General features: G+C 55.4%; 26 protein-coding genes and 1 pseudogene. 11 read left to right on the top strand and 16 right to left on the bottom strand.

All coding sequences use genetic code 11. The annotated features are described in order from the left end of the window. Positions 1-13: 13 nt before the first annotated feature. Entirely contained in the window at positions 14-2,692 is a 2,679-nt protein-coding gene (adhE, locus tag LAC65_RS08250) for a bifunctional acetaldehyde-CoA/alcohol dehydrogenase (protein WP_039384652.1), read from the bottom strand. Between the two features lie 386 nt (positions 2,693-3,078). On the opposite strand from adhE, the gene LAC65_RS08245 reads away from it, so the two are divergent. The 6 genes from LAC65_RS08245 (at position 3,079) to oppF (ending at position 10,094) form a co-directional block, all read left to right on the top strand. Further along, positions 3,079-3,726 (top strand): YchE family NAAT transporter, encoded by a 648-nt coding sequence (locus LAC65_RS08245; RefSeq protein ID WP_039384649.1) that lies wholly within the window; start codon positions 3,079-3,081, stop codon positions 3,724-3,726. 772 nt (positions 3,727-4,498) lie between these two features. Beyond that, positions 4,499-6,139 (top strand): oligopeptide ABC transporter substrate-binding protein OppA, encoded by a 1,641-nt coding sequence (gene oppA, locus LAC65_RS08240; RefSeq protein ID WP_039384646.1) that lies wholly within the window; start codon positions 4,499-4,501, stop codon positions 6,137-6,139. 81 nt (positions 6,140-6,220) lie between these two features. Further along, a complete protein-coding gene (oppB, locus tag LAC65_RS08235) occupies positions 6,221-7,141 on the top strand; it encodes an oligopeptide ABC transporter permease OppB (protein WP_039384644.1) in 921 nt (306 codons plus the stop codon). 15 nt (positions 7,142-7,156) lie between these two features. Continuing rightward, entirely contained in the window at positions 7,157-8,065 is a 909-nt protein-coding gene (oppC, locus tag LAC65_RS08230) for an oligopeptide ABC transporter permease OppC (RefSeq protein ID WP_039384641.1), read from the top strand. Between the two features lie 11 nt (positions 8,066-8,076). Next, complete coding sequence (oppD, locus tag LAC65_RS08225) at positions 8,077-9,093, top strand: ABC transporter ATP-binding protein (RefSeq protein ID WP_039384639.1); 1,017 nt, start codon at positions 8,077-8,079, stop codon at positions 9,091-9,093. Beyond that, entirely contained in the window at positions 9,090-10,094 is a 1,005-nt protein-coding gene (gene oppF, locus LAC65_RS08220; protein WP_039384638.1) for a murein tripeptide/oligopeptide ABC transporter ATP binding protein OppF, read from the top strand. The genes oppD and oppF overlap by 4 nt, the downstream gene beginning before the upstream one ends. 63 nt (positions 10,095-10,157) lie before the next feature. On the opposite strand, the gene LAC65_RS08215 is transcribed toward oppF, so the two are convergent. Then, positions 10,158-10,487, bottom strand: coding sequence for an HI1450 family dsDNA-mimic protein (locus LAC65_RS08215; protein WP_199181676.1), 330 nt, complete (start codon positions 10,485-10,487; stop codon positions 10,158-10,160). Positions 10,488-10,522: 35 nt separating this feature from the next. After that, positions 10,523-11,983: a cardiolipin synthase gene (gene cls / locus LAC65_RS08210; RefSeq protein ID WP_039384637.1), complete on the bottom strand. Its 1,461-nt coding sequence runs from the start codon at positions 11,981-11,983 to the stop codon at positions 10,523-10,525. Between the two features lie 163 nt (positions 11,984-12,146). On the opposite strand from cls, the gene LAC65_RS08205 reads away from it, so the two are divergent. Continuing rightward, positions 12,147-12,320, top strand: coding sequence for a YciY family protein (locus tag LAC65_RS08205; protein ID WP_128083772.1), 174 nt, complete (start codon positions 12,147-12,149; stop codon positions 12,318-12,320). Positions 12,321-12,340: 20 nt separating this feature from the next. On the opposite strand, the gene LAC65_RS08200 is transcribed toward LAC65_RS08205, so the two are convergent. Beyond that, positions 12,341-12,511 (bottom strand): hypothetical protein, encoded by a 171-nt coding sequence (locus LAC65_RS08200; protein WP_158086426.1) that lies wholly within the window; start codon positions 12,509-12,511, stop codon positions 12,341-12,343. A gap of 3 nt (positions 12,512-12,514) precedes the next feature. After that, entirely contained in the window at positions 12,515-12,811 is a 297-nt protein-coding gene (locus tag LAC65_RS08195) for a YciI family protein (protein ID WP_039384635.1), read from the bottom strand. 204 nt (positions 12,812-13,015) lie between these two features. Here LAC65_RS08195 and LAC65_RS08190 point away from each other — a divergent pair, with 204 nt between their 5' ends. Next, positions 13,016-13,747, top strand: coding sequence for an energy transducer TonB (locus LAC65_RS08190; protein ID WP_108569366.1), 732 nt, complete (start codon positions 13,016-13,018; stop codon positions 13,745-13,747). 45 nt (positions 13,748-13,792) lie between these two features. Here LAC65_RS08190 and yciA read toward each other — a convergent pair whose 3' ends face one another. The 4 genes from yciA to LAC65_RS08170 are packed head-to-tail and all read right to left on the bottom strand — an operon-like array spanning position 13,793 to position 16,042. Further along, on the bottom strand, positions 13,793-14,209 hold the full coding sequence (gene yciA / locus LAC65_RS08185) for an acyl-CoA thioester hydrolase YciA (protein WP_039384631.1): 417 nt from the start codon (positions 14,207-14,209) through the stop codon (positions 13,793-13,795). A 54-nt stretch (positions 14,210-14,263) separates the two neighbouring features. Then, positions 14,264-14,803, bottom strand: a complete 540-nt coding sequence (locus tag LAC65_RS08180) for a septation protein A (RefSeq protein WP_039384629.1) — start codon at positions 14,801-14,803, stop codon at positions 14,264-14,266. A 59-nt stretch (positions 14,804-14,862) separates the two neighbouring features. Beyond that, positions 14,863-15,597: a YciC family protein gene (locus LAC65_RS08175; protein ID WP_039384626.1), complete on the bottom strand. Its 735-nt coding sequence runs from the start codon at positions 15,595-15,597 to the stop codon at positions 14,863-14,865. A gap of 49 nt (positions 15,598-15,646) precedes the next feature. Then, positions 15,647-16,042: a YkgJ family cysteine cluster protein gene (locus LAC65_RS08170; protein WP_039384623.1), complete on the bottom strand. Its 396-nt coding sequence runs from the start codon at positions 16,040-16,042 to the stop codon at positions 15,647-15,649. Between the two features lie 232 nt (positions 16,043-16,274). Here LAC65_RS08170 and ompW point away from each other — a divergent pair, with 232 nt between their 5' ends. Next, positions 16,275-16,907: an outer membrane protein OmpW gene (gene ompW / locus LAC65_RS08165; RefSeq protein WP_039384618.1), complete on the top strand. Its 633-nt coding sequence runs from the start codon at positions 16,275-16,277 to the stop codon at positions 16,905-16,907. Between the two features lie 38 nt (positions 16,908-16,945). Here the strand turns inward: ompW and LAC65_RS08160 are convergent, their stop codons facing one another. From LAC65_RS08160 to LAC65_RS08135, 6 genes and pseudogenes are all read right to left on the bottom strand, one after another. After that, entirely contained in the window at positions 16,946-17,260 is a 315-nt protein-coding gene (locus LAC65_RS08160) for a BON domain-containing protein (protein ID WP_039384615.1), read from the bottom strand. Between the two features lie 186 nt (positions 17,261-17,446). Next, positions 17,447-18,250 (bottom strand): tryptophan synthase subunit alpha, encoded by an 804-nt coding sequence (trpA, locus tag LAC65_RS08155; RefSeq protein WP_039384612.1) that lies wholly within the window; start codon positions 18,248-18,250, stop codon positions 17,447-17,449. After that, a complete protein-coding gene (gene trpB / locus LAC65_RS08150) occupies positions 18,250-19,443 on the bottom strand; it encodes a tryptophan synthase subunit beta (RefSeq protein ID WP_039384608.1) in 1,194 nt (397 codons plus the stop codon). The genes trpA and trpB overlap by 1 nt, the downstream gene beginning before the upstream one ends. A 43-nt stretch (positions 19,444-19,486) precedes the next feature. Next, positions 19,487-20,848: a bifunctional indole-3-glycerol-phosphate synthase TrpC/phosphoribosylanthranilate isomerase TrpF gene (trpCF, locus tag LAC65_RS08145; RefSeq protein WP_175540472.1), complete on the bottom strand. Its 1,362-nt coding sequence runs from the start codon at positions 20,846-20,848 to the stop codon at positions 19,487-19,489. A gap of 7 nt (positions 20,849-20,855) precedes the next feature. Beyond that, positions 20,856-22,449: pseudogene (trpD, locus tag LAC65_RS08140) on the bottom strand (bifunctional anthranilate synthase glutamate amidotransferase component TrpG/anthranilate phosphoribosyltransferase TrpD). Continuing rightward, positions 22,449-24,011, bottom strand: coding sequence for an anthranilate synthase component 1 (locus tag LAC65_RS08135; RefSeq protein WP_039384597.1), 1,563 nt, complete (start codon positions 24,009-24,011; stop codon positions 22,449-22,451). Before LAC65_RS08135 ends, trpD begins: the two are co-directional and overlap by 1 nt. Before the next feature lie 280 nt (positions 24,012-24,291). On the opposite strand from LAC65_RS08135, the gene rnm reads away from it, so the two are divergent. Together rnm and LAC65_RS08125 are read left to right on the top strand one after the other, a co-directional pair. Next, the gene (rnm, locus tag LAC65_RS08130; RefSeq protein ID WP_039384594.1) at positions 24,292-25,167 is read left to right on the top strand and encodes an RNase RNM; all 876 of its coding nucleotides are present in this window, start codon (positions 24,292-24,294) and stop codon (positions 25,165-25,167) included. 21 nt (positions 25,168-25,188) lie between these two features. After that, positions 25,189-25,809 carry an L-threonylcarbamoyladenylate synthase gene (locus LAC65_RS08125; protein ID WP_039384591.1) on the top strand — a complete coding sequence of 207 codons (621 nt, stop codon included), beginning with the start codon at positions 25,189-25,191 and terminating at the stop codon, positions 25,807-25,809. A 23-nt stretch (positions 25,810-25,832) separates the two neighbouring features. Here the strand turns inward: LAC65_RS08125 and LAC65_RS08120 are convergent, their stop codons facing one another. Further along, positions 25,833-26,474, bottom strand: coding sequence for a hypothetical protein (locus LAC65_RS08120; protein ID WP_039384588.1), 642 nt, complete (start codon positions 26,472-26,474; stop codon positions 25,833-25,835). Positions 26,475-26,548 lie beyond the last annotated feature (74 nt).

The following is a 26,548-nucleotide window of genomic DNA, read 5'->3' as shown; positions in this document are numbered from 1 at the left end:
TATTTTCAGCGGACTACGCTTTCTTTACTTTTTTTTCACGGGCAGCGGACTGCAGCTCGCAGATTTCTGCAGAGGGTATGTCCGTTTCTGAATAATCACGTCCGTAGAACGTATCCAGCATAATCTGTTTTAGCTCAGCGATTAATGGATAGCGCGGATTGGCGCCAGTGCACTGATCGTCAAAAGCGTCTTCAGCCAGCTTATCTACTTTCGCCAGGAAATCCGCCTCCTGCACGCCTGCTTCCCGAATAGAAGCGGGAATACCGAGCTGCGTTTTTATTTCATCCAGCCACGCCAGCAGTTTTTCGATTTTCTGCGCCGTGCGATCCCCGGGCTGAGTCAGGCCGAGATGGTCAGCAATTTCCCCATAGCGGCGCCGTGCCTGCGGCCGGTCATACTGGCTGAACGCCGTCTGTTTCGTCGGGTTATCATTGGCGTTATAGCGGATGACGTTACCGATAAGCAGCGCGTTTGCCAGCCCGTGCGGGATATGAAACTCTGAGCCAAGTTTATGGGCCATAGAGTGGCACACCCCGAGGAAAGCGTTGGCAAAGGCAATGCCGGCGATAGTCGCCGCGTTGTGTACGCGTTCACGCGCAACCGGATTTTTCGCACCATCGCGATAGCTGGCAGGCAGGTTCTCTTTAAGCAGCTTCAGCGCCTGTAGTGCCTGTCCATCTGAGTACTCACTGGCAAGCACCGAAACGTAAGCCTCCAGCGCATGCGTCACCGCATCAAGACCGCCAAAGGCGCAGAGCGAGCGCGGCATATCCATCACCAGGTCGGCATCGACAATCGCCATATCCGGCGTTAGGGCGTAGTCCGCCAGCGGATATTTTTGCCCGGTGGCGTCATCGGTGACAACGGCAAACGGGGTGACTTCTGAGCCGGTGCCTGACGTGGTAGCGATCGCGACCATGCGCGCTTTCACACCCATTTTCGGGAATTTGTAGATACGTTTACGGATATCCATAAAGCGCAGCGCCAGCTCTTCAAAATGCGTTTCCGGATGCTCATACATGACCCACATGATTTTCGCTGCGTCCATCGGTGAACCACCACCCAGGGCGATAATCACGTCAGGCCGGAAACTGTGCATCTGCTCTGCACCCTTACGCACAATGCTCAGGGTCGGATCGGCTTCCACTTCAAAAAATATCTCGGTTTCGATACCCTGTGATTTCAGCACCCGCGTAACGCGCTCGGCATAGCCGTTATTAAACAGAAAGCGATCGGTAACGATAAACGCGCGTTTCGCTCCCTCAGCAGCAACCTCTTCCAGCGCAATCGGAAGAGAGCCGCGGCGGAAGTAGATAGACTTCGGTAACTTATGCCACAACATATTTTCTGCTCGCTTAGCCACGGTTTTCTTATTGATCAAGTGTTTAGGGCCCACGTTTTCAGAGATAGAGTTGCCCCCCCAGGAGCCGCAGCCCAGCGTCAAGGAAGGGGCAAGTTTGAAGTTGTAAAGATCGCCAATGCCGCCCTGTGAAGCCGGGGTGTTGATCAGGATGCGGGCCGTTTTCATTTTGTCGCCAAAATAGTGGATCCGCCCGGCCTCGTTATCCTGATCGGTGTAGAGACAGGATGTGTGACCAATGCCGCCCATCGCGACCAGCTTCTCTGCTTTTGCTACCGCGTCCGCATAATCTTTTGCCCGATACATCGCCAGCGTCGGCGAGAGCTTTTCATGTGCAAAAGGCTCCGATTCATCAACGGCTGACACCTCGCCAATTAAAATTTTGGTGCCCGGCGGGACACTAATGCCGGCAAGCGCAGCAATATTGCAGGCGGGCTGGCCCACAATTGCCGCGTTCAGTGCGCCGTTTTTCAGCAGGATATTCTGAACCGCGCTCAGCTCATGGCCCTGCAGCAGATAGCCGCCGTGGCTGGCAAACCGTTCGCGGACCGCGTCATAGACGGCATCAACGATAATGACCGATTGCTCAGAGGCACAGATCACGCCGTTATCGAACGTTTTAGACATTAAAATGGAAGCGACCGCGCGTTTGATGTCAGCCGTTTCATCAATCACCACCGGCGTATTGCCCGCGCCAACGCCAATCGCCGGTTTACCTGAGCTATAGGCCGCTTTAACCATGCCCGGGCCGCCGGTCGCCAGAATCAGGTTGATATCCGGATGATGCATGAGCTGACTGGAAAGCTCGACCGAAGGCGCATCGATCCAGCCGATGATATCTTTGGGAGCGCCCGCAGCAATAGCCGCCTGCAGCACGATATCGGCTGCTTTATTGGTGGCATTTTTTGCGCGCGGATGAGGAGAAAAAATAATGCCGTTGCGGGTTTTCAGGCTGATAAGCGCCTTGAAAATAGCCGTGGAGGTAGGGTTGGTGGTAGGGACGATACCGCAGATGAGGCCAATGGGTTCGGCAATGGTAATGGTGCCAAAGGTATCATCGCTTGCCAGCACGCCACAGGTTTTTTCATCTTTGTACGCGTTGTAGATATATTCTGAAGCGAAATGATTTTTGATCACTTTATCTTCAACAATACCCATGCCCGATTCCGCTACCGCCATCTTAGCCAGCGGAATGCGGGCGTCAGCTGCCGCCAGCGCCGCGGCGCGAAAAATTGCATCAACCTGCTCCTGGCTAAAACTGGCAAACTCGCGCTGCGCGCGTTTTACACGTTCAACCAGTGCATTGAGTTCGGCAACATTGGTTACGGCCATAATACTCTCCTGAGGAAGTTAAACTTTTTTAATAAACAGGCCAGCGCAGAGAAAGAAATCAGCTAAGGTTTGACAGGGCAGGCCCGTCTGTTTAGTAAAAAGGTCTGACGTGAATGATTTACTGCACCCAGCGTAGCGCTGGTGGAGAGACGTAATCATGATGCAGATCAAGAGAGGCTGCAGCGGTGAGCGGTCAGCCAGATCGTTTACGACTAAAGGCGCCGTTTTTTAGACGCTGCTGTTCTGCAGGCATATATGAAAACAGCCAGATTTTTATGCCATCTCTGTGGTGGACATATAGCAGATATTTCTGCCATATACGCTGTTTTTCAGCAGACATATGCACTACATTAAGCGCGTTTTTTTGACTTTTTCAGGAGCCTGTTGTGACCCCCGTGCTACTCGATCTTTCCGGCTATATAAAATTTTTTGTCGGCCTGTTTGCGCTGGTGAATCCGGTAGGCATCATTCCGGTTTTTATCAGCATGACCCGCTATCAGGCGGTGGCTGAACGCAACAAAACCAATCTTACAGCCAACCTTGCGGTCGCGATTATTCTCTGGACCTCGCTGTTTCTTGGCGATGGGATCCTGCATCTGTTTGGTATCTCAATCGACTCTTTCCGAATCGCAGGCGGCATACTGGTTGTGACCATTGCGATGTCGATGATTAGCGGCAAGCTGGGTGAGGATAAGCAAAACAAGCAGGAAAAATCAGAAACGGCTATTCGTGAAAGCATCGGTGTTGTCCCGCTGGCGCTGCCGCTCATGGCAGGGCCGGGGGCTATCAGTTCCACTATCGTCTGGAGTTCGCGCTATCACAGCTGGCTTAATTTGCTGGGTTTTACGCTGGCGATTGCGGTTTTCGCCTTTTGCTGCTGGTTACTGTTCAGAGCGGCGCCGTTAATGGTACGGATATTGGGTCAGACCGGAATTAACGTCATTACCCGTATTATGGGGTTGTTATTAATGGCGTTAGGGATTGAATTTGTCGTCACCGGCATAAAAGCAATCTTTCCAGGATTACTGAATTAGACCTGACCTGTTTTTTGCTGAAAAACATCTTCATGAACCAAAAGGGTGCATCGCGACGTGCAGATGCACCTTTTTGGTGAAATTAGTTATCGGGCTACTTTCAGGCTCGCTTTTATCACTTTTACTACTCAGTCAGCCATCCCTGCTTAATATCCGCTTATTAATGTGATTATTGTCACAGATTTACCTGCTGCTAAATCCGCGCTGAAAGTGATTAGCTGTGCCTCTCTTGTAAAGTAGTCGCTGAATATTCCGCTTTGAAGTAAAAACTCAATAGATTTGCGCAGAATGAGTTTTGCATAAAATAAGTGCGCACATAATCGCCAGAATTGATTAAATAATCATATTTATCAATGTATTAACTGATATTTAGCGGAGATAATTAACGCTTTCAACGTTATCCCGGACATGATAAAAGAGAAATAGCTAACATTTTTCTGCATTGGCTTTGGCGCAACGGGATAGCTTCTGATAATTTCTGGCACTCTCAGGATTTTTATCGCTCTCTCAGCAGATGTGTACGATTTTTGCTTATTAGCACGCGGGCGTAGTTATACCGGCAACGCGTATCAGAAACCGGCAGCTGAACGCTTTCTTTATCAAAAGAACAGTGAGTGAGTCGTCAGCAAATATCATTACCCGCTGGCGGCTTGCTGAAGTCACCCGGAAGGGGACAGGGATCTTTGCTCGAACGAGACGAAGATCGCCCGGTAAACGGGATACGTCAGGCGCGATAGCGCACCGACGACAATAATAAAACTGGAGCATAACAATGAACAACATCACAAAAAAAAGTCTGATTGCGGCCGGCGTTCTGGCCGCAATTGCCTCTCTGACAGGGAACGCTGCGCTGGCTGCAACGGTACCGGCTGGCGTTGAGCTGGCCGCCAAACAGGAGCTGGTGCGCGGTAACGGTGACGAAGTTCAGTCGCTCGATCCGCATAAAATTGAGGGCGTACCAGAAGATAATATTGCCCGCGATCTCTATGAAGGGCTTATCGTCAGCGATGCCAGCGGCAAACCGGTTCCGGGCGTTGCAGAGAGCTGGGAAAACAAAGATTTTAAAGTCTGGACTTTCCATCTGCGTAAAAATGCCAAATGGTCTAATGGCGAGCCGGTTACCGCACAGGATTTCGTCTACAGCTGGCAGCGTCTGGTTGACCCGAAAACGGCGTCACCTTATGCCAGCTATCCGCAGTATGGCCATATCGCTAACGTTGATGAAATTATTGCCGGTAAAAAGCCGACCTCTGAACTGGGCGTAAAAGCGCTGGACGATCATACGCTGGAAGTTACGCTAAGCCAGCCGGTACCTTACTTTTATAAGCTGCTGATCAATGCCGTGATGTCACCGGTCTATAAGCCTGCAATCGAAAAATCGGGCGATCAGTGGACGCAGCCGCAGAACTGGGTAGGAAACGGCGCGTTTAAACTGGAAGCGCACGTCATCAACGAGCGCGTCACGCTGGTACGCAACCCGCAATACTGGGATAACGAACATACGGTACTGAACAAAGTCACCTTCCTGCCCATCAACTCAGAAGTGAGCGATGTGAACCGCTACTTCTCTGAAAATGGCAGCGACATCACCTATAACAATATGCCGATTGAGCTGTTCAAAAAGCTGCAGCGCGATAATGGCAAAGAGCTGATGGTAAAACCGTATCTCTGCACCTACTACTACGAGATCAATAACCAGAAAGCGCCTTTCACTGATGCCCGCGTGCGCACCGCGCTGAAGCTGGGTCTGGATCGCGACATCATGGTGAATAAGGTACTGGCGCAGGGTCAGCTGCCCGCCTACAGCTATACACCGCCGGCAACCGATGGCATGGAACTGCTGCCGCCGGACTGGTTTAAATGGGATCAGAACAAGCGTAACGCAGAAGCGAAAAAACTGCTGGCTGAAGCAGGCTATACCGCAGATAAGCCACTGACGTTTAACCTGCTGTATAACACCTCAGATCTGCACAAAAAGCTGGCAATCGCGGCGTCCTCTATCTGGAAAAAGAACCTCGGCGTTAATATCAAGCTGGAGAATCAGGAGTGGAAAACGTTCCTGGATACCCGTCATCAGGGCAACTACGACGTTTCACGTGCGGCCTGGTGCGCGGACTATAACGAACCGACCTCCTTCCTGAACACCATGCTGTCCGACAGCAGCAGTAATACAGCGCACTACAAGAGCGCTGATTTTGACAAAGTGATCCACGATGCTGTGAAAGCTGCCGATGAAAAAGCGCGCGTGGCTGACTACCAGCAGGCAGAGCAGATTCTGGATAAAGACAGTGCCATCGTGCCGGTCTATTACTACGTCAACGCCCGTCTGGTTAAGCCTTATGTCGGCGGCTATACCGGTAACGATCCGCTGGATAAAACGCTGGATAAGAACCTATACATCATTAAGCACTAATAGCACACAGGCTATCGACAGTGGCGGTGCTGCGGCACCGCTTTTTTGATTTTGTGAAGCAACAGCCTGGCAGGTACGGCAATGTTAAAATTTATTCTGCGTCGGCTTCTGGAAGCGATTCCGACGCTCTTTATTCTGATCACCATCTCGTTTTTTATGATGCGTTTAGCGCCGGGCAGCCCGTTTACCGGCGAGCGCACGCTCTCCCCTGAGGTGATGGCCAATATTGAAGCCAAATACCATCTCAACGATCCGATTGGCAAACAGTACCTGAGTTATCTGGGGCAGCTGGCGCACGGCGATTTTGGTCCTTCGTTCAAATATAAGGACTATTCGGTTAACTATCTGGTAGGGCACGCCTTCCCGGTCTCCGCGAAGCTGGGACTGGCGGCCTTTTTCCTGGCGGTGATCCTGGGCGTAACCGCTGGCGTTATCGCGGCGCTGAAGCAGAACAGCCTGTGGGACTACGCCGTCATGGGGGTGGCGATGACCGGCATTGTTATCCCGAGCTTTGTTGTGGCGCCGCTGCTGGTATTAATTTTTGCCATTACGCTGCGCTGGCTGCCGGGCGGCGGCTGGAACGGCGGGCAGTGGAACTACATGCTGCTGCCGATGGTGGCGCTCTCGCTGGCTTATATCGCCAGCATCGCCCGTATTACGCGCGGTTCCATGATTGAGGTCATGCACTCAAACTTCATTCGTACGGCTCGGGCAAAAGGGTTGCCGCTGCGCCGTATCGTGCTGCGCCATGCGCTCAAGCCTGCGCTTTTGCCGGTGCTCTCCTATCTGGGGCCTGCCTTTGTCGGCATCATTACCGGTTCGATGGTAATTGAGTCGATCTATGGCCTGCCCGGTATCGGCCAGCTGTTTGTTAACGGTGCGCTAAACCGTGACTATTCGCTGGTAATGAGCCTGACGATTCTGGTCGGCGTGCTGACTATTCTGTTTAATGCGATCGTTGATGTGCTTTACGCCGTTATTGATCCCAAGATTCGCTATTAAGGGTGGAGCACGCTCATGATGTTAAGCAAAAAAAACAGTGACGTGGTGGATGCCTTCAGCGAAAAGCTCGAGGTGGAGGGGCGCAGCCTGTGGCAGGATGCACGCCGCCGCTTTATTCACAACCGTGCGGCGCTGATCAGCCTGCTGGTGCTGCTGCTGATTGCCCTGTTTGTGGTGTTTGCGCCGATGCTGGCGCAGTTTAACTATGATGATACGGACTGGGCGATGATGTCGTCGCCGCCGGATACGGTTTCAGGCCACTGGTTTGGAACGGACTCCTCCGGGCGCGATCTGCTGGTGCGGGTGGCGATTGGCGGACGTATCTCACTGATGGTGGGCATCGCCTCTGCACTGATTGCGGTGCTGGTGGGAACGCTCTATGGCTCGCTGGCGGGCTATCTCGGTGGCAAAATCGACTCGGTGATGATGCGTATTCTGGAGATCCTTAACTCCTTTCCGTTTATGTTTTTTGTGATCCTGCTGGTGACCTTTTTCGGCCGCAATATTCTGCTGATCTTTGTCGCCATCGGCATGGTCTCCTGGCTCGATATGGCGCGTATTGTGCGCGGTCAGACGCTGGGACTAAAACGCAAAGAGTTTATCGAAGCGGCTCAGGTAGGGGGCGTCTCCACGGCCAGTATCGTGCTGCGCCACATTGTGCCTAACGTACTGGGCGTCGTAGTGGTCTACGCCTCGCTGCTGGTGCCCAGCATGATTCTGTTTGAATCTTTCCTGAGCTTCCTGGGTCTGGGGACGCAGGAGCCGCTCAGTAGCTGGGGCGCGCTGCTGAGTGACGGAGCGAACTCGATGGAGGTTTCTCCGTGGCTCCTGATGTTCCCGGCCGGCTTTCTGGTGGTCACGCTATTCTGCTTTAACTTTATCGGCGATGGTCTGCGTGATGCCCTCGATCCGAAAGATCGCTAAGGAGTTTCCCGATGAGTTTTGAAACCACAACGCCAGCGCGTGCTGTGCCGGCGGGAAGCCCGGAGCTGCTGCTGAATGTGCAGGATCTGCGCGTAACCTTTACCACGCACGACGGCGACGTTACCGCCGTCAACGATCTCAATTTTTCACTGCGTGCCGGGGAAACCCTTGGCATTGTAGGTGAGTCAGGCTCCGGCAAATCGCAGACGGCGTTTGCGCTGATGGGGCTGCTGGCAAAGAACGGCCGCATTGACGGATCGGCACGTTTTAACGGGCAGGAGATCCTGAACCTGCCCGAAGGCAAGCTGAACAAGCTGCGTGCGGAGCAGATTGCCATGATATTTCAGGACCCCATGACCTCGCTCAATCCCTATATGCGGGTAGGGGAGCAGCTGATGGAAGTTCTGCAACTGCACAAAGGCATGAACAGCGCGCAGGCTTTTGAAGAGTCGGTACGCATGCTGGATGCGGTAAAGATGCCGGAAGCGCGGAAGCGGATGAAGATGTATCCGCATGAATTTTCGGGCGGGATGCGCCAGCGCGTGATGATTGCCATGGCGCTGCTGTGTCGTCCTAAGCTGCTGATTGCCGATGAGCCCACCACTGCACTGGATGTAACGGTTCAGGCGCAGATCATGACGCTGCTTAATGAGCTGAAACGCGAATTTAACACCGCCATCATTATGATCACGCACGATCTTGGCGTCGTAGCCGGGATCTGCGACAAAGTACTGGTGATGTATGCCGGGCGCACCATGGAGTATGGCCGTGCCCGCGATGTGTTTTATCAGCCGGCGCATCCATACTCTATCGGGCTGCTGAATGCGGTACCGCGACTCGATGCAGAGGGTGAGTCTCTGACGACCATTCCCGGCAATCCGCCAAACCTGCTGCGGTTGCCGCAGGGCTGTCCGTTCCAGCCACGCTGCGCTTATGCAATGGAGATATGTGCCGCTTCGCCGCCGCTGGAGCCGTTTGCCGACGGACGCCTGCGCGCCTGCTTCAAACCGGTGGAGGAGTTAGTATGAGCACCGTTGTGGAAGAGAAAAAAGTACTGCTGGAGATAGCCGATCTTAAAGTGCATTTTGAGATCAAAGATGGCAAACAGTGGTTCTGGCAGCCGCCGAAGACGCTGAAAGCGGTGGATGGTGTCAGCCTGCGGCTGTATGAGGGCGAGACGCTGGGTGTGGTAGGCGAATCGGGCTGCGGTAAATCGACGCTGGCGCGCGCTATCATCGGGCTGGTGAAAGCGACCGAAGGGCGTGTCGCCTGGCTGGGACGCGATCTGCTGGGGCAGAGCGCGGAAGAGTGGCGTCAGGCCCGCAGCGATATTCAGATGATTTTTCAGGACCCGCTGGCGTCACTGAACCCGCGTATGACCATTGGCGACATTATTGCTGAACCGCTGCGCACCTATTATCCAAAAATGCCGCGTCAGGAAGTCAGAGACAAGGTCAAAGCGATGATGATGAAAGTCGGCCTGCTGCCGAATCTTATCAACCGCTATCCGCACGAGTTCTCTGGCGGCCAGTGTCAGCGTATCGGTATTGCGCGCGCGCTGATCCTGGAGCCGAAGCTGATTATCTGTGATGAGCCAGTCTCGGCTCTGGATGTCTCTATCCAGGCGCAGGTGGTGAATCTGCTGCAGAAACTGCAGCGCGAGATGGGGCTGTCGCTGATATTTATTGCGCACGATCTGGCGGTGGTGAAACATATCTCCGATCGCGTGCTGGTGATGTATCTGGGCCATGCCGTTGAGCTGGGTACTTATGATGCGGTGTACAACGATCCGCAGCATCCCTATACCCGGGCGCTGATGTCGGCGGTGCCGATCCCCGATCCTGACCTGGAGAAGAATAAACAGATCCAGCTGCTGGACGGAGAGCTGCCTTCGCCAATCAATCCGCCTTCAGGCTGCGTGTTTCGTACCCGCTGTCCGATTGCCGGGCCGGAATGTGCCAAAACCCGTCCGCTGCTGGAGGGCAGTTTCCGCCATGCGGTATCCTGCCTGAAGGTAGATCCGCTCTGACGTCAGTCAGCAGGCTCTGAATAGCAAAACGCCCGGCAAAGGCCCGGCGTTTTTATGGCTGACTTATTCGCGCCAGAGAATATGGCAGAGCTTATGATCCTTCTCACGGCAGAGCAGCACGCGGGCAAACACATCCGTGATAGGTTCGCCATCGGCCTCACCCAGACCAATCACAACCTCTGAGAAAAAGTCGGGATTTAAGTCAAAATCAACATGTTCCTGCCAGTCTTCCGACGGGTCAAACAGCTCTGCGCCGCCACGCTCTTCAAACTGCAGGTTAAACAGAATAATATCAGCCGGATCGAGGTTATCGCCCGCCAGCTCCAGAAAAATATCGTAGGCCTGCTCCAGCGTTTCATCATCGGTCAGGCGGTTGTCTAAATCCATGGTCATGTGCTTATCCTGCGGCGGTAATCTTTCCGCTCGTTTTACAGTAATGGACTAAAGAAGTAAAACAGTCGTTCAACGATGCGCTGCCACCAGGCACGTTTCGCCCAGCGGGCGTTGTCCAGCAGGCGCGAACGGGCAATATAGTCATCCTGCACGGTAGCGAGATCGCTGCCAAAACCATCATCATCTACCACCAGGGTGATCTCAAAATTGAGCCACAGGCTGCGCATATCAAGGTTCACCGTGCCCACCAGGCTGAGCTGCCCGTCAACCAGCACGCTTTTGGTATGCAGCAGGCCATCTTCAAACTGGTAGATTTTTACGCCCGCTTCCAGCAGTTCCGTAAAGAATGCCCGGCTGGCCCAGCCAACCAGCAGTGAATCGTTGTGACGCGGGACAATAATACTGACCTCTACGCCGCGCAGCGCAGCCGTGCAGATAGCGTGCAGCAGATCGTCGCTGGGAACAAAATAGGGGGTAGTCATGATCAGCTGCTCGCGCGCGGAGTAAACCGCGGTCAGCAGCGCCTGATGGATCATATCCTCGGGGAAACCCGGCCCGGAAGCGATAACCTGAATAGTGTGGCCGCTCTCCTGTTCAAACGGCATGATGTTGCCGTCTGGTGCCGGAGGCAGAATACGCTTACCGGTCTCAATCTCCCAGTCGCAGGCGTAAACGATCCCCATTGTGGTGGCAACAGGCCCCTCCATCCGCGCCATCAGATCGATCCACTGCCCGACACCGGCATCCTGCTTAAAGAAACGCGGATCGACCAGGTTCATGCTGCCGGTGTAGGCGATGTAGTTGTCGATGAGCACGACTTTGCGGTGCTGCCGCAGATCCATACGCCGCAGGAAGACACGCAGCAGGCTGACCTGCAGCGCCTCAACCACATCGATCCCGGCGTTACGCATCATATTTGCCCATGGGCTACGGAAAAAGGCGACGCTGCCGGCAGAATCGAGCATCAGACGACAGTGCACGCCCCGGCGTGAGGCTGCCATCAGCGACTCCGCCACATCGTCAGCCAGGCCGCCTGGCTGCCAGATATAGAACACCATCTCGATATTATGACGCGCCAGCTGAATATCACGGATTAGCGCCTGCATCACCTCATCGCTGCTGGTCAGCAGCTGCAGCTGATTGCCTTTGACGCCAGCGATCCCCTGCCGGTGCCGGCAGAGATCAAAAAGCGAGCGTGCAACGTCGCTGTGCTCGGTGGCAAAGATATGCCGGCACTGCCTGAGGTCGGTGAGCCACTTAGCCGTAGAGGGCCACATGGTGCGGGCGCGCTCGGCCCGGCGCTTGCCAAGATGCAGCTCCCCGAACGAGAGATAGGCGATAATCCCTACCAGCGGCAGAATATAGATGATCAGCAGCCAGGCCATAGCTGAGGTCACTGCGCGACGTTTCATCAGAATACGCAGCGTTACACCCGCAATCAGCAGCCAGTAGCCAAACAGCAGTAACCAACTGATCAGGGTATAAAAGGTGGTCATTGAGTGGACATCCTGTTCGCGCATTTATAGGCAAAGTTTACGTGCTGATGCGCTGTAGCGAAACCTTAATCTGCCCTGAGATTTATCGATAAAGGTTTCGAATTGGCATTTCTGTGCAGATCACTATAATGCGTGCCGAAATATGCCGGACTGAGAGAGTGTCATGAGACGAAGCAGAAATGAAGTGGCCCGCTGGAGAATGTTACGCCAGGTGCATCGCCGTCGTGCCCGCTGGCTGGAGGGCCAGTCGCGTCGCTATAAGCGCATCCATGCCATTCGTCACCAGGTTGCGCAGCAGCAGCGCCGTTCAATTCTGTTTATTACGCAGAATATGTGAGACCGGCGCGGCTGGGTTCGTTAATGGCCGCGCAGCATCAGCGTAATGTTGACGATCTGCGCCGCCGCCGCCAGGACTATCAGCATGACAATCTGCTGGCGCGCCTGAAGCCAGCCCTGACGGCGCCAGATCCAGAGCGCACGACCGGTAAGCAGCAGTGCCACCAGTAGCAGCAGCAGTGATAACATCACGAATTAAAATACCCGCTTAAACGGCTTAACGGTAACTTTTTCGTAAACGCCAGCGGCGATATAGGGATCGTCCTGAGCCCAGGATTGCGCCGCCTCCAGCGAATCAAACTCTGCGACAATTGCCGAGCCGCTAAAGCCAGCGGGGCCTGGATCGTTGCTGTCGACCACCGGTAGCGGGCCGGCAACAATCAGTCGTCCCTCATCCTGCAGCAGCTGCAGACGAGCAAGGTGCGCAGGGCGCACGCTGTTGCGTTTTTCCAGTGAATCTGCGGTATCTTCCGCGTAGATGAGGTAAAGCACGATGGGATACTCCCGTTAGACTGGCCGAAATTGCGAGACACGTTAAGGGATCGCCCGGCAGAGTGCAAACGAAACCTCAGGGCAATCGGCGCCAGCGCAAGCGGGGTTAAAAAAAAGAGGAAACGGAGCACTTTTACGCTGCTTATTGAAACTGATTGCTATTTGCATTTAAAATCATCTTCTCACTCAATGACCACAGCTGCTATGACGACATTGACTACGCCTTTTCCGACCCGTACGCCTGTTTCACTGATCCTCTCCGTGGTACTGCACGGGTCCGTTATTGCCGGCATTCTCTATGCCTCGTGGCATCAGTCCCGTGAGCTGCCTGCCGCGTCTCAGCCTATCGCCATCACCATGGTCGCGCCTGAGGTGCAGCCGGAACCTGCGCCGGCTGTGGTAGCACCGGCACCGCAACCTGAGCCTGAACCCGAGCCGCAGGCCGCCCCGGAGCCGCCAAAAACGGAGCCGGTTCCTATTGCAAAACCGGAGCCAAAGCCGAAACCTAAGCCGAAGCCAAAACCAAAAGCAGAAAAAAAACCGGCGCCAGCCCCCCGTCAGCCGGCACCGGACCGGGCCGATCCGTTCAGGCAGGAGACCGCAGCAGCTCAGCCCCGGCCCGCCACTGCACCAAAAGCGGCCACTGCTCCGGCACCGGTTAAAGCGAGCGGACCGAAAGCGCTCAGCATCAGCAAACCAGCCTATCCGGCACGCGCGGCCGCGCTGCGTATTGAGGGTAATGTACGGGTGAAATTTGATGTCGACAGTGACGGCCGGGTTGGCAACGTCACTATTCTTTCGGCACAGCCGCGCAATATGTTCGAGCGCAGCGTCAGGGATCAGGTTAAAAAGTGGCGCTACCAGCCGGGCCAGCCGGGCCAGGGCATCACCATGAATATTGTTTTCCGTATTAACGGCGGCGCGAAGATCGAGTAGGGCGCAGAGCAGAGCGGCCGAAAAAGCCGCTCTGCTTTTCATCACTCAGTGGCTGCGGTTAGCGCGATCTGCCGGCAGCGGACGCGACTTGCCGCTGTTGTCTACTGCGACGTAAACGAACACCGCTTCGGTGGCGCAGTAGGTCTGGCCTATCGGCTCAGATGAAACCTTTTTAATCCACACCTCAACGTTGATAGTCATTGAGCTGTTTCCGGTGCGCAGGCAGTGCGCATGGCAGCTGACCACATCGCCTACCGCGACCGGCTTCAGAAAACTCATGCCGTCGACCCGAACCGTGACCACGCGACCTTCAGCGATCTCTTTTGCCAGAATTGCACCGCCCATGTCCATCTGCGACATCAGCCAGCCGCCAAAAATATCGCCGTTGGCATTGGTGTCGGCTGGCATAGCCAGCGTACGCAAAACCATTTCGCCCGTGGGCTGCTTATGCTTCTCGTTCATTGCTCAGTTCTTCTGCAGGTGAAAAAAAGCCCGGCTGGCCGGGCGATGGAAAGACTATTTTGATTCCTGCTGGGGCATCTGCCGCCAGATATAGAGCCCGCTCAGCAGGGTAAACAGCAGCGTCAGCCCTGTCAGGCCAAACACTTTAAAGTTCACCCATACCGGCTGTGGCAACCAGAACGCAACATAGATGTTGGCAAGGCCGCATAGCAGAAAGAACAGCGCCCAGGCGATGTTGAGCCGGCGCCAGACCGTGGCAGGCAGCTGCAGCTCTTTTCCCAGCATGGTCTGGATCAGGGGCTGCTGCATGAACCACTGGCTGTAGAGCAGTGCGAGCGCAAACAGCGAATAGATTACGGTGACCTTCCACTTGATGAATTCATCATTATGAAACACCAGCGTTAGGGTGCCGAACACCGCCACCAGGACAAAGGTAAACAGGGTCATCTTTTCCAGCTTGCGATAGAGCACCCAGCTCACTACCAGCGCCAGGCCGGTAGCCACCACCAGCGCGCCCGATGCAACGTAGATGTCGTAGAGTTTGTAAAAAACAAAGAAAACGACCAGGGGGAGAAAGTCGAGTAACTGCTTCATAGCGTTTCCAGTCCGGACAGTAGCCTGTGGTTATAGCGCTCAGCGGAGCGCCGTAACCCTTAACGTAACAGCATATAGAGCCGATACAAATAAATAATCAAAACGGCAGAAACCAGATTGCCCAGCGCGTTAAGCACCACGGAGGCAATATTGGCGGGCAATACCGTCAGCGAAGAGAAAAAGAACATCAGAATAATTTTTGCCAGCAGCCACAGCAGAATAGCGGGTGCAATCAGGCGAATATTTTTCCACGCCAGGCGCAGGCTGGCGCGCATGGCACCGATTACGCCCATTTTTTCACTGACCAGCATCACCGGCGCCAGAGAGAGCAAGATAGCGAGCACGATGCCAGGCACCATCAGCACCATAAAGCCAAGCTGCACCAGCAGCGTGATCAAAAAGGTCTGCAGCAGCAGCTTAGGCAGCAGCGGTGCAGCGGTACCGATAGCGCGCAGGGCACTGACGCGCTGACCGCTGGAGACCAGCGGGATCAGGCAAAGCATGCCGCCGAGCAGCAGCGTATTACCAATCAGCGCCGCCAGGGTTCCTGCTGCGGAAGCGCGCAGCAGTATACGCTGCTGATCCGGAGACATATTCTGTACCAGTTCAAACAGGGAGGATGCGCTGCTGTCACTCTGACTCAGCAGCGACAGCTGCTCATCATCAGGCGTTAACGCATGCCCGATAATCACGGTAATGAATGAGGTCAGCAGCGCCATCAGCATTATAGTGACCAGCTGATGGCGCAAAAAATTTCCTGTGTCACGGTATAACGAGCTTGCCGTGATAGACATGTACACTCCTTGAAAAAAACCGGGTTAATTAACCCGGCGATTGTACATGCTAAGCGGTCAGGCTGGCACCCGGAATACCATAACTTTCTGTCATGTCAGGTAAAGAAGGGTGAAAAAGGGCAGGTAATCCATGGCGGGCGCGGGCACGGTCGCAGGCTTCGTTAACGACGCCATTTTCCCCGGACATCGCAAATTCACGGCAGGGAGAGGGGCGCTGCTCATAGATACCGCAGGAGACGCAGCTACCGGGCTCGCCCTGCAGAGCAACGCAGCGCGGTGTGCGATCGCCGGTGCCGCGCATATTGCGCATCAGCAGGTTTAGCGGCTCGGTGAGTTCGGCTGGCACTGCGCCACCGGCATCATCGGCTTCAGCCCAGTAAAAGGAAACGCGAAAATAGGCGCAGCAGGCGCCACAGGTCATACAAGGGTTAGTTATATCGCTCATCTGATCGCCCGCCACTCCTGAGGCATCGAACCAAAATCACTCGGGATCAGCAAAGTAATCACGTTATGAAACTTCAGCAACCTGTTTTTGATCTTTTTTCGCGCTGGCAAATTTGATCTGTGTCAATTCATTGTTAACTAAGCATTTATTCTGCCAGCCAGTTAATGAAATCTGCGCTGAAAACCGTTACATCTGTGCCGCGAAAAATTTTAATTCAGGCAAAGGAGTGATGATGAAACTGGCAAAATGCGCACTGTTCCTGGCGATGGCGATACCACAGCTGGCGCTGGCTCATCAGGCGGGTGACTTTTTTATGCGCGCCGGTACGGCAACGGTCCGTCCGACAGAGGGGTCAGATAATGTGCTGAACATGGGTGAATTCAGCGTCGATAATGATACGCAGCTGGGGCTGACATTCACCTGGATGGCAACCGACCATATCGGAATTGAGCTGCTGGCTGCCACGCCGTTTCGTCATAAAGTCGGTCTTGGTCCGACCGGTAACCTGGCCACGGTGCGTCAGCTGCCGCCCACGCTGATGGCGCAATACTATTTCCTCGACAGTAACAGTGCGGTACGTCCTTATGCGGGCGTTGGCATCAATTACACCACCTTTTTTGACGCAAAGCTGAATCAGACCGCCAGGGATGCACAGCTCAGCGATTTGAGCGTTAAAGACTCCTGGGGCATTGCGGGTCAGGTGGGGCTCGATTATCAGATTAACCGTGACTGGATGCTGAATGCTTCGCTGTGGTACATGGATATTGATACTGAAGTGAAATTCAGACATCAGGGCGTACAGCAGAATATTAATACGCGTATCGATCCGTTTGTCTTTTTCTTTGGTGCAGGCTATCGCTTCTGAGGCAGAAGAAGGGCGACCTGCCGGCCGCCCTTTTGGTATTACTTGATCTGCATATTATTAACAACAGACTTCACGCCTGCCACGCTGCGCGTAACGGAAACGGCGCGGTTAGCCATCTGTGGCGAGCTGACAAACCCGCTCAGCTGAACCTTACCTTTGAACGTTTCAACATTGATTTCTGTAGATTTCAGCGCTTCATCATTCAGCAGCTGCGCTTTTACTTTCGTGGTGATGACGGTGTCATCAATATAACCGCCGGTGCCTTCTTTGGTTGGCGTTGGCGCACAGGCGCTCAGTGTCAGTGCCACAAATGCAGCCATAAAAATTCCCGCAACGACCTTGAACAATTTCATTTGGTTATCTCCCTGTCATAGATGGATTCACACCGTAACGCAACGGCGCATTTAAGTGTGGGTCGGCCCTGAATAATCGGCAACCTGCTGGCAGAGAAAAAGTGAAAAAAGCTGGCGCTCAGGCAGAAAGGATGGGGGTGGCGGAAAAAAGAGTGTGGCCCCGTCGGAGTGACGGAGCCACAGCGATTAGCGGGTGGCCGCTTTCAGGCCGCTGACAAAGGCTTTCAGCTCACGCAGCAGCGTTGCCGGGTCGCGCTGATTTTTCTCAATGATGCGTACAATGGCGGAACCGGAGATCGCTCCCGCTGCGCCTGCAGCAATCGCTTCACGTACCTGCTCCGGCTCGGAGATGCCGAACCCCTGCAGGGCAGGCGGCGCCTGAAACTCACGCAGTTTATCAATCAGATGGTGAAGCGGCTGACTGGCGCGGTTTTCAGCACCGGTCACCCCTGCGCGCGACAGCAGATAAGTGTAACCGCGGCCATGCTGAGCCAGTTCACGCAGCAGGTCATCGCTGGCATTAGGCGGGCAGATAAAAATCGGCGCAATGTTGTGACGCAGCGCAGCCTGGCGGAAGGGGGCTGACTCTTCAACTGGCACATCAGCGACCAGTACCGAGTCGACGCCCGCGGCGGCACACTGCGCATAGAACGTATCGATGCCGCGGCTGAACACCAGATTAGCGTACATCAGTAAACCAATGGGCAGATCGGGGTATTTCTGCCGCACTACCTGCAGCATTTCAAAGCATTGCGCCACCGTGGTGCCGGCCGCAAAAGCCCGCAGCGTGGCGCTCTGAATGGTGGGTCCATCTGCCAGCGGATCGGAGAAAGGGATCCCCAGCTCCAGCGCATCAGCGCCGCCTTCAACCAGCGTATCGATAATCTGCAGTGAGAGCTCCGGAGAGGGATCGCCCAGCGTAACAAAAGGGACAAACGCGCCTTCCTGACGCGCTGACAGGCGTGAAAACAGCTGATTATAACGCTCCATCAAATCTCTCCTTTCGCTTTAAGCAGATCGTGAACCGTGAAAATATCTTTATCGCCGCGACCGGAAAGGTTAACCACCAGCAGCTGCTCTTTTTCCGGATTTGCCCGCATCATTTTCAGCGCATGGGCCAGCGCATGAGACGATTCCAGGGCCGGAATAATCCCTTCTGCGCGGCACAGCGTTTTAAACGCGTCGAGCGCTTCATCATCGGTAATGGAGACATACTCTGCGCGCCCGATGCTGTTCAGATGCGCGTGCTGCGGACCAACTGACGGAAAGTCGAGGCCGGCGGAGATAGAATAAGACTCTTCAATCTGGCCCTCTTCGGTCTGCATCATTGGCGCTTTCATACCAAAATAGATACCAACCCGGCCGTGCTTCAGTGGCGCGCCGTGCTCGCCGCTTTCAATACCGTGGCCAGCGGGTTCAATACCAATCAGGCCCACGCTGCTCTCTTCAATGAAATCAGCAAACATGCCAATCGCATTGGAGCCGCCGCCTACGCACGCCAGCACGGCATCGGGCAGGCGGCCTTCCGCTTCGAGGATCTGCGCTTTGGTCTCTTCGCCGATCATACGCTGGAATTCGCGCACGATGGTCGGGAAGGGGTGCGGACCTGCTGCGGTTCCCAGCATATAGTGTGCGGTCTCATAGCTGCCTGACCAGTCGCGCAGCGCCTCGTTACAGGCATCTTTCAGCGTAGCTGAGCCGCTGTGAACCGGGATCACTTCCGCGCCCATCAACCGCATCCGGAACACATTGGGAGACTGACGCTCAACATCTTTCGCCCCCATATAAATACGGCACTTCATGCCGAGCAGCGCGCAGGCGAGCGCGGAGGCGACACCATGCTGGCCGGCGCCGGTTTCCGCAATGATCTCATTTTTCCCCATTCGCTTTGCCAGCAGCGCCTGACCCAGTACCTGATTGGTTTTATGCGCGCCGCCATGCAGCAGATCTTCGCGCTTCAGATAGAGGCGGGTTTTCGTCCCCTGAGTCAGATTACGGCACAGGGTCAGCGCCGTCGGACGACCAGCGTAATTTTTCAGCAGATCGGTAAACTCCTGCTGAAACTCAGGATCGCGCTGCGCTTCAACAAAAGCAGCTTCCAGCTGGCGCAGAGCCGGCATCAGGATTTGCGGAACGTACTGGCCGCCAAATTCACCAAAATAGGGATTCAATAACGTCGACATAATTGATCTTTCCTCAACGGCCCGCACTGGCGGGCCAGCAACATTAGTAAGCGCGTAATGTGGTAAATACCGCAGCAATTTTGCCGGCATCTTTTATGCCAGGGGCGGACTCCACGCCGGAGTTAAAATCAAGACCAGCGCAGCCCAGCTGGGCTGCCGTCACGCAGTTATCAGCGGCGAGACCGCCAGCCAGCAGCACGTTGTCCAGCGACTTTCCCTGCAGCAGCGACCAGTCAAACTGCTGCCCGCTGCCGCCCTGGCCATTATCAAACACGTAGCGATCAACGTGCGGCCAGTCGCGCGCCGGCAGGCTCTCTTTGACACTCAGCGCTTTCCAGATTTGCGTCTGTGGCGGCAGCGCCTGACGCAGCGTGGCAACATAGTCGCGATCTTCGGCGCCATGCAACTGCACTGCTGCCAGATTCAGCTCTACCGCCAACGTGACAACGTCACCAACCGGCGCATTACGAAACACGCCCACATAGCGCAGCGGCGCTGCGGCCATCACGCGGTGTGCCTGGACAGTATCGATTTTGCGCGGTGAGCCTTCAGCAAAAATCAGGCCGCCATACAGGGCTCCCGCTTCACTGGCGGCGCGCGCCGCTTCCGGCTGCGTCAGGCCGCACACTTTATTATCACCCAGCAGCACGCGACGTACCGCAGCTGCCAGGTCAGCCTCTTCCATCAGCGCCGAGCCGATGAGAAAACCGTTAGCAAAGCGGCTCAGCTCACGCACCTGCGCATAATTATGAATACCGGATTCACTGATGACCGTGACGCCGTGACTGAGGCGCGGTGCCAGCTCGCGGGTGCGGTTAAGATCGATCGAAAGATCGCGCAGGTCGCGGTTGTTGATGCCCACCACCTGAGCGTCGAGGGCAATCGCCCGTTCCAGCTCCGCCTCATTGCTGACTTCGGTCAGGATGCCCATGTTCAGGCTGTGAGCCACTGCGGCGAGCTGCCGGTACTGTTCATCATCCAGTACGGAGAGCATCAGCAGGATGGCGTCCGCCTGGTAGTGGCGCGCCAGGTAGATCTGATAGGGGTCGATGATAAAATCTTTGCACAGCACGGGCTGGGTCACCGCCGCGCTGACAATCGGCAGAAAAGCGAAGTCACCCTGAAAATATTTCTCATCCGTCAGTACCGAAATGGCAGACGCGTGATGACGATAGACGGCGGCGATGGCGGCAGGATCGAAATCCTCGCGGATCACCCCTTTTGACGGTGACGCTTTTTTACACTCAAGGATAAAAACGGTGCGGGTGCCGCGCAGGGCGTCATAAAAAGAGCGCGTTGCCGGCTGCAGTTCCGGGTGGAATGTCTCCAGCGGCTGCTGCTGCTGACGCTCTGCTATCCAGATCGCCTTATCCTGCACAATTTTCTCTAATACGGTGCCTTTAATACTCATCTCATCCTCTCGCTGCCAGTGCAACCACGCGCTCATAAGCCTGTCCGCTGCGAATCGCGGCAATGGCCCGCTCCGCGTTGTCGCGCAGGTCTTCATGACCAAACACTTTCAGCAGCATCGCCACGTTAACGGCGACCGCCTGCTCATGCGCGGGCTCTCCTTTACCCTGAAGTAAACGGGTCAGAATGTCACGGTTTTCTTCCGGCGTCCCGCCCGCCAGCGCCTCTTTGTCATGCATGCCAAAACCAAAGTCATCCGGCGTCAGCTGATAGCAGGTAATTTCCCCTTCGCGCAGCTCAGCCACCTGCGTGGCGCTGTGCAGAGCGACCTCATCCATTCCGCCGCCGTGGACCACAGCGGCCCGCTGATAGCCGAGCACCTTCAGCGTTTGCGCGATGGGCAGCACCAGCTCCGGGCTGTACACGCCAATCACCGCCAGCGGCGGTCGGGCCGGATTGATCAGCGGGCCGAGCACGTTGAACAGCGTGCGCGATTTCAGCTGCTGACGCACCGGCATTGCGTGACGAAAGCCGGTATGGTACTGCGGCGCAAACAGGAAACAGACATTAAGATCGTCCAGCGCCTGGCGCGCCTGCTGCGCGGGCATGTCCAGATTAATACCAAACGCTGCCAGCAGATCGGAGGAGCCGGATTTGCTGGAGACGCTGCGATTACCATGTTTGGCCACTTTAAGGCCGCAGGTTGCGGCCACAAACGCGCTGGCGGTCGAGATATTAATGCTGTTACTGCCGTCGCCTCCGGTGCCGACGATATCAGCAAACGCATAGTCAGGACGCGGGAAAGGTTTGGCATCAGCCAGCAGCGCCGATGCGGCGCCGGCTATCTCCTGTGGCTGCTCGCCGCGCACTTTCATGGCAATCAGCGCTGCGGCCAGCTGAGTGGGCTCCAGCTGACCGGTAATAATGGCGCTGAACAGCTGGTGGCTCTCCGCCTGGCTCAGCGTTTGCGCCTGATACAGTTTTTCCAGAATAGTTTGCATCTTTATCTCCCTGTTACTGCGCCAGCGCCCAGGCCAGCGTCTGCTCAAGCAGGCGTGCGCCCTGGGTGGTGAGAATCGATTCAGGATGGAACTGAAAGCCGCAGACGCGATCGGCATCATGCCGCACGGCCATGACCATGCCGTTGTAGCTGGCGTTAACCGTCAGCTCAGCGGGCGTATTACTCCCCACCAGCGAGTGATAGCGTGCCACCGGCAGCGGATTACTCAGGCCGCTGAACATCGCGCTGCCGTCATGCTCTACCGCAGACGCCTTACCATGCAGAATTTCACCCGCCTGGCCCACGTGGCCGCCATACGCTTCAACGATAGCCTGATGACCCAGACAGATACCGATAATGGGCAGCTGGCCGCGCAGCGCCTGCAGCAGGGCTGGCATACAGCCCGCATCAGCCGGCGCGCCAGGACCGGGTGACAGCATCAGCACCGGATTTTCCATCTGCTGCAGCCGCGCAATCAGCGTCTCAGCCGGCACGCTGTTGCGGTAGATCACTACGTTGTGACCAAAGCTGCGCAGCTGATCCACCAGGTTATAGGTAAACGAGTCGATATTATCGAGCAGCAGGATATCAGCCATCAGAACATCTCCTTGCAGTGGTGCGCGGTTGCGATAGCGCGCAGAACTGCGCGTGCTTTGTTGCGGCTTTCATCCGCTTCAGCCTGCGGGACAGAATCCAGCACCACGCCGGCACCCGCCTGCACTGTAGCCACACCTTCTTCGACCCAGGCGGAACGGATCACGATGCAGGTATCGAGATCGCCGGTCGCCGTGAAGTAGCCTACGGCACCGCCGTAACTGCCGCGCCGCGTGCCCTCTTTTTCAGCAATCAGCTGCATGGCGCGTACTTTAGGCGCGCCGCTCAGCGTGCCCATATTCATACAGGCGCGGTAGGCGTGCAGGACATCCAGATCGTCACGCAGCGTGCCGACCACGCGGGAGACCAGATGCATAACAAAAGAGTAGCGGTCAACTTTGGTCAGATCGGCAACGTAACGACTGCCGGGTTTGCAGATACGGGCAAGGTCGTTACGCGCCAGATCCACCAGCATCAGATGTTCGGCCAGCTCTTTATGATCGGTACGCATCTCCAGCTCGATACGGCTGTCGAGATCGCGATCCAGCGAGCCGTCGGCATGGCGGCCGCGCGGGCGGGTGCCGGCAATGGGGTAGATCTCAATCTGGCGCGACTGCGCGTCATACTTCAGCGAGCTTTCCGGTGAGGCACCAAACAGGGCGAATTCCCGATCCTGCATAAAGAACATATAGGGGCTGGGATTGCTGTTCTTCAGCGTTTCATAAGCGGCAAGCGGTGACGGACAGGGTAGCGAGAAGCGGCGCGACGGCACGACCTGGAAAATTTCACCGATGCGGATAGCCTGCTGCAGCGACGCCACCACCTCGCAGTAAGCATCATCGCTCTGGCTGGTGCTGAGCGTCATCTGTTCCACGCGCTGCACCGGCAGGGCGGGCGCCGGCTGTGTCATCTGGCCGTGCAGCTGCTCAATACGGCTCTGCAGACGCTGAAACTCACTGGTTGACGGCGTAAACAGGCTCGCCTGCAGGCGGGCTGAACCCTGCTGGTGGTCGATAATCAGCAGCGTTTCCGCCAGATAGAAGCAGTAGTCGGGACAGCGCTGGTCGTTGCGCAGCGCCGGCAGCGCTTCAAAGCCGGCGACCAGGTCGTAAGCAAACAGTCCGCCCAGCAGCATCGCTTCACGCTCATCGGCAGGTGTATTAACCAGTTGCGGAATCAGACGCAGCGCATCAAACACCGAGAAGGCTTTTAGCCGCGAATCTTCATCCTGTACATCATTCGCCGTAGCAAAATGCAGCTCACGACCATCCGGACGAACGTCGATTTTTACGCTCTCAGGCAGAGCGGCATCCAGCAACGGCAGCAGGGCACGGCCATTTTCAGAGAGCGCCTGTAAAGTCACGGTCTGACCAAGGGCGCTGATGCGCAGTGCACTATCAACAATCAGCAGGCTTTTCAGATTTTTTTTGCTGTCGATGTCCGCAGACTCAAGCAGCAGAGTGGCCGGACGTGCGCCGCACAGTTGATGAAACACCGCGGCCGGATCTTCGCGATAGGGTGCGTTTCCGGTAATCAACTTCAATGTAGGTTTCGCATTTGCCATGATAATTTCTCTGAAATTCGCTCAAAAAAAAGCCCGCATGGTGGCGGGCTCAGGTATCTGCACAGCAATCAGGCTTGTGCACAATAACGCCACCCGTTACAGGAAGACGTACGCCAGCTATCTGTTAACCGCATTGCTACCTGACTCATGGCAGATACCCACTGTGTGTGAACTTGTGTACTAGTTAACTGGTTCGGGTGAAAAATGTCAATACCCTTTCTCAGTTAACAACAAAATCGCTATCATGCCCGCTGATTTTTAGCCGTGCTCCGGAGTTACTTTGTCAGATATCAGCCGTTTCCCGCTTTACGATCTTCACAGCCATACCCGCGCCTCCGATGGATTGCTGACCCCAGCGGCCCTGGTTCAGCGCGCGGTTGATAAGCAAGTTGGCGTGCTGGCCATTACCGATCACGATACGGTCGCGGGCGTTGCTGAGGCGCAGGCGTTTGCACAGGAGCAGAAACTGCCGATAAAAGTGCTGGCCGGTCTGGAAGCGTCCACGCTGTGGGAAAATCACGAAATTCATATCGCAGGCCTGAATATCGATTGCGATCATCCGGCACTTAAGGCCTTTCTGGCAGCGCAGCACCAGTGTCGTTATGAGCGGGCGCTGCAGATTGCTGAACGGCTGGAGCGGGCCCGCATCCCCGACGCACTGGCGGGCGCACAGCGGCTGGCACAGGGTGGGGTGATTACGCGCGGTCATTTTGCCCGTTATCTGATTGAACAGGGTAAAGCTGAGAATATGGCCCAGGTGTTCAAACACTATCTGGCGCGTGGCAAAACCGGCTATGTGCCACCACAATGGTGTACAATTGAACAAGCTATTGAAGCTATTCATCATTCCGGCGGCGTCGCGGTGCTGGCGCATCCGGGACGCTACGGCCTGTCGGCAAAATGGCTGAAGCGGCTGATTGCCTTTTTCGCACAAGCGGGAGGCGACGCGATCGAGGTGGCGCAGTGTCAGCAGCCGCCTAACGAACGCACCCAGCTGGCAGGCTATGCGCGCGATAATCAACTGGCAGCATCGCAGGGGTCCGACTTTCACCAACCCTGTCCCTGGATTGAGCTGGGGCGTAAACTCTGGCTGCCGGGTGGCGTTGAACCCGTCTGGGAACGCTTTCCCGCTCTGGCCCCCGCTTCAACTGCCTGAGACAGATGACAAGAGGTTTTTATGAGTCAACGTTTTCACATTCATCCTGATAACCCGCAGCCGCGCCTGATTAATCAGGCGGTGGATTATCTCAATAAAGGCAGCGTCATTGTCTATCCCACCGACTCCGGCTATGCGCTGGGGTGCCGGCTGGAAGAAAAAAACGCGATGGAACGTATCTGCCGTATCCGTCAGCTGGATGGTAACCACAACTTTACGCTGATGTGTCGCGACCTCTCAGAGCTTTCGGTTTACTCTCAGGTCGACAACTCAGCCTTTCGTATCCTGAAAAACAACACCCCAGGTAATTACACTTTTATTCTCAAGGCGACGAAAGAGGTGCCGCGCCGCCTGATGAATGACAAACGCAAAACCATCGGGCTGCGCGTGCCTTCGCATCCGGTTGCGCTGGCGCTGCTTGAGCGACTGAATGAGCCGATGATGTCGACATCACTGATGCTGCCCGGTAATGACTTTACGGAATCCGATCCGGAAGAGATCCAGCACAGCATCGGAAAACTGGTCGATCTGATCCTCGATGGCGGCACGCTGGGGCAACAGCCGACGACGGTTGTCGACCTGACGGAAGACACGCCGGTCGTGGTGCGCGCAGGTGCCGGAGATACGCGGCCATTTAGCTAATCGCCCGGCCAGGCCAGGTGTCGCTACGTGACAGGCGCCTGGCTGAGATTGCGCTCAAGCCAGCGCTTAAAATCGCCATAGGGAATATAGAGTGACACATCTTTAAGGATCACTTTTCTGCTACGTCTGTTCGCAATTTCATGACTGTATCCCACAATCACTCCGGCAATGGTTTCATCACTGTTATAGACCGCGCCGCCTGACATTCCCTGAGTCACACCCGCATTAGATGCCATTGCCATACAGGGTTTTTTATTCCAGCGATTAGTAATAGCCGTGCGCGCCAAATTAACGCCGCTCGATTCAACCGGCATGGCAGAAATAAAACTGTAGCCATACATTTTAATCGCTTCTCCGGGCGCGCTGGTACGAAACCTGGCCAGCGTATCAGGACTATTTTTGTGATAAATAATCGCAACGTCGCAATAAGGATGATAGGCCTTAACGCGCTGCACAGACGTTTTAGCAACGTGCGCCGCTGTCAGGCTGTACTCCGGCGTAAGGGGAATAGTTGTACCGAGAACACCCAAACCCAGCACTGTCGGCACGCCTGTTACGCTCATATCAACATGTTCAAGCGCCGCTTTGCTGTATTCAGTCTGTCCAACGGAACAACCGGTCAGCGCCAGCGCGAACAGCGCCGGGCAAAGTACGGTTATTTTCATTGTTACGATCTTCTTTAAGGCGCGTCAGTAACATCCCTGGTGAGGAGAGCAGACACGCTAATTAATTATGTCAG

It is taken from the genome of Pantoea eucrina (assembly GCF_020079945.1).
In the GTDB taxonomy this organism is placed as follows: domain Bacteria; phylum Pseudomonadota; class Gammaproteobacteria; order Enterobacterales; family Enterobacteriaceae; genus Pantoea; species Pantoea eucrina.
The sequence above is the reverse complement of the archived record's forward strand: the minus strand, read 5'-3'. Positions and strand labels throughout refer to the sequence as shown.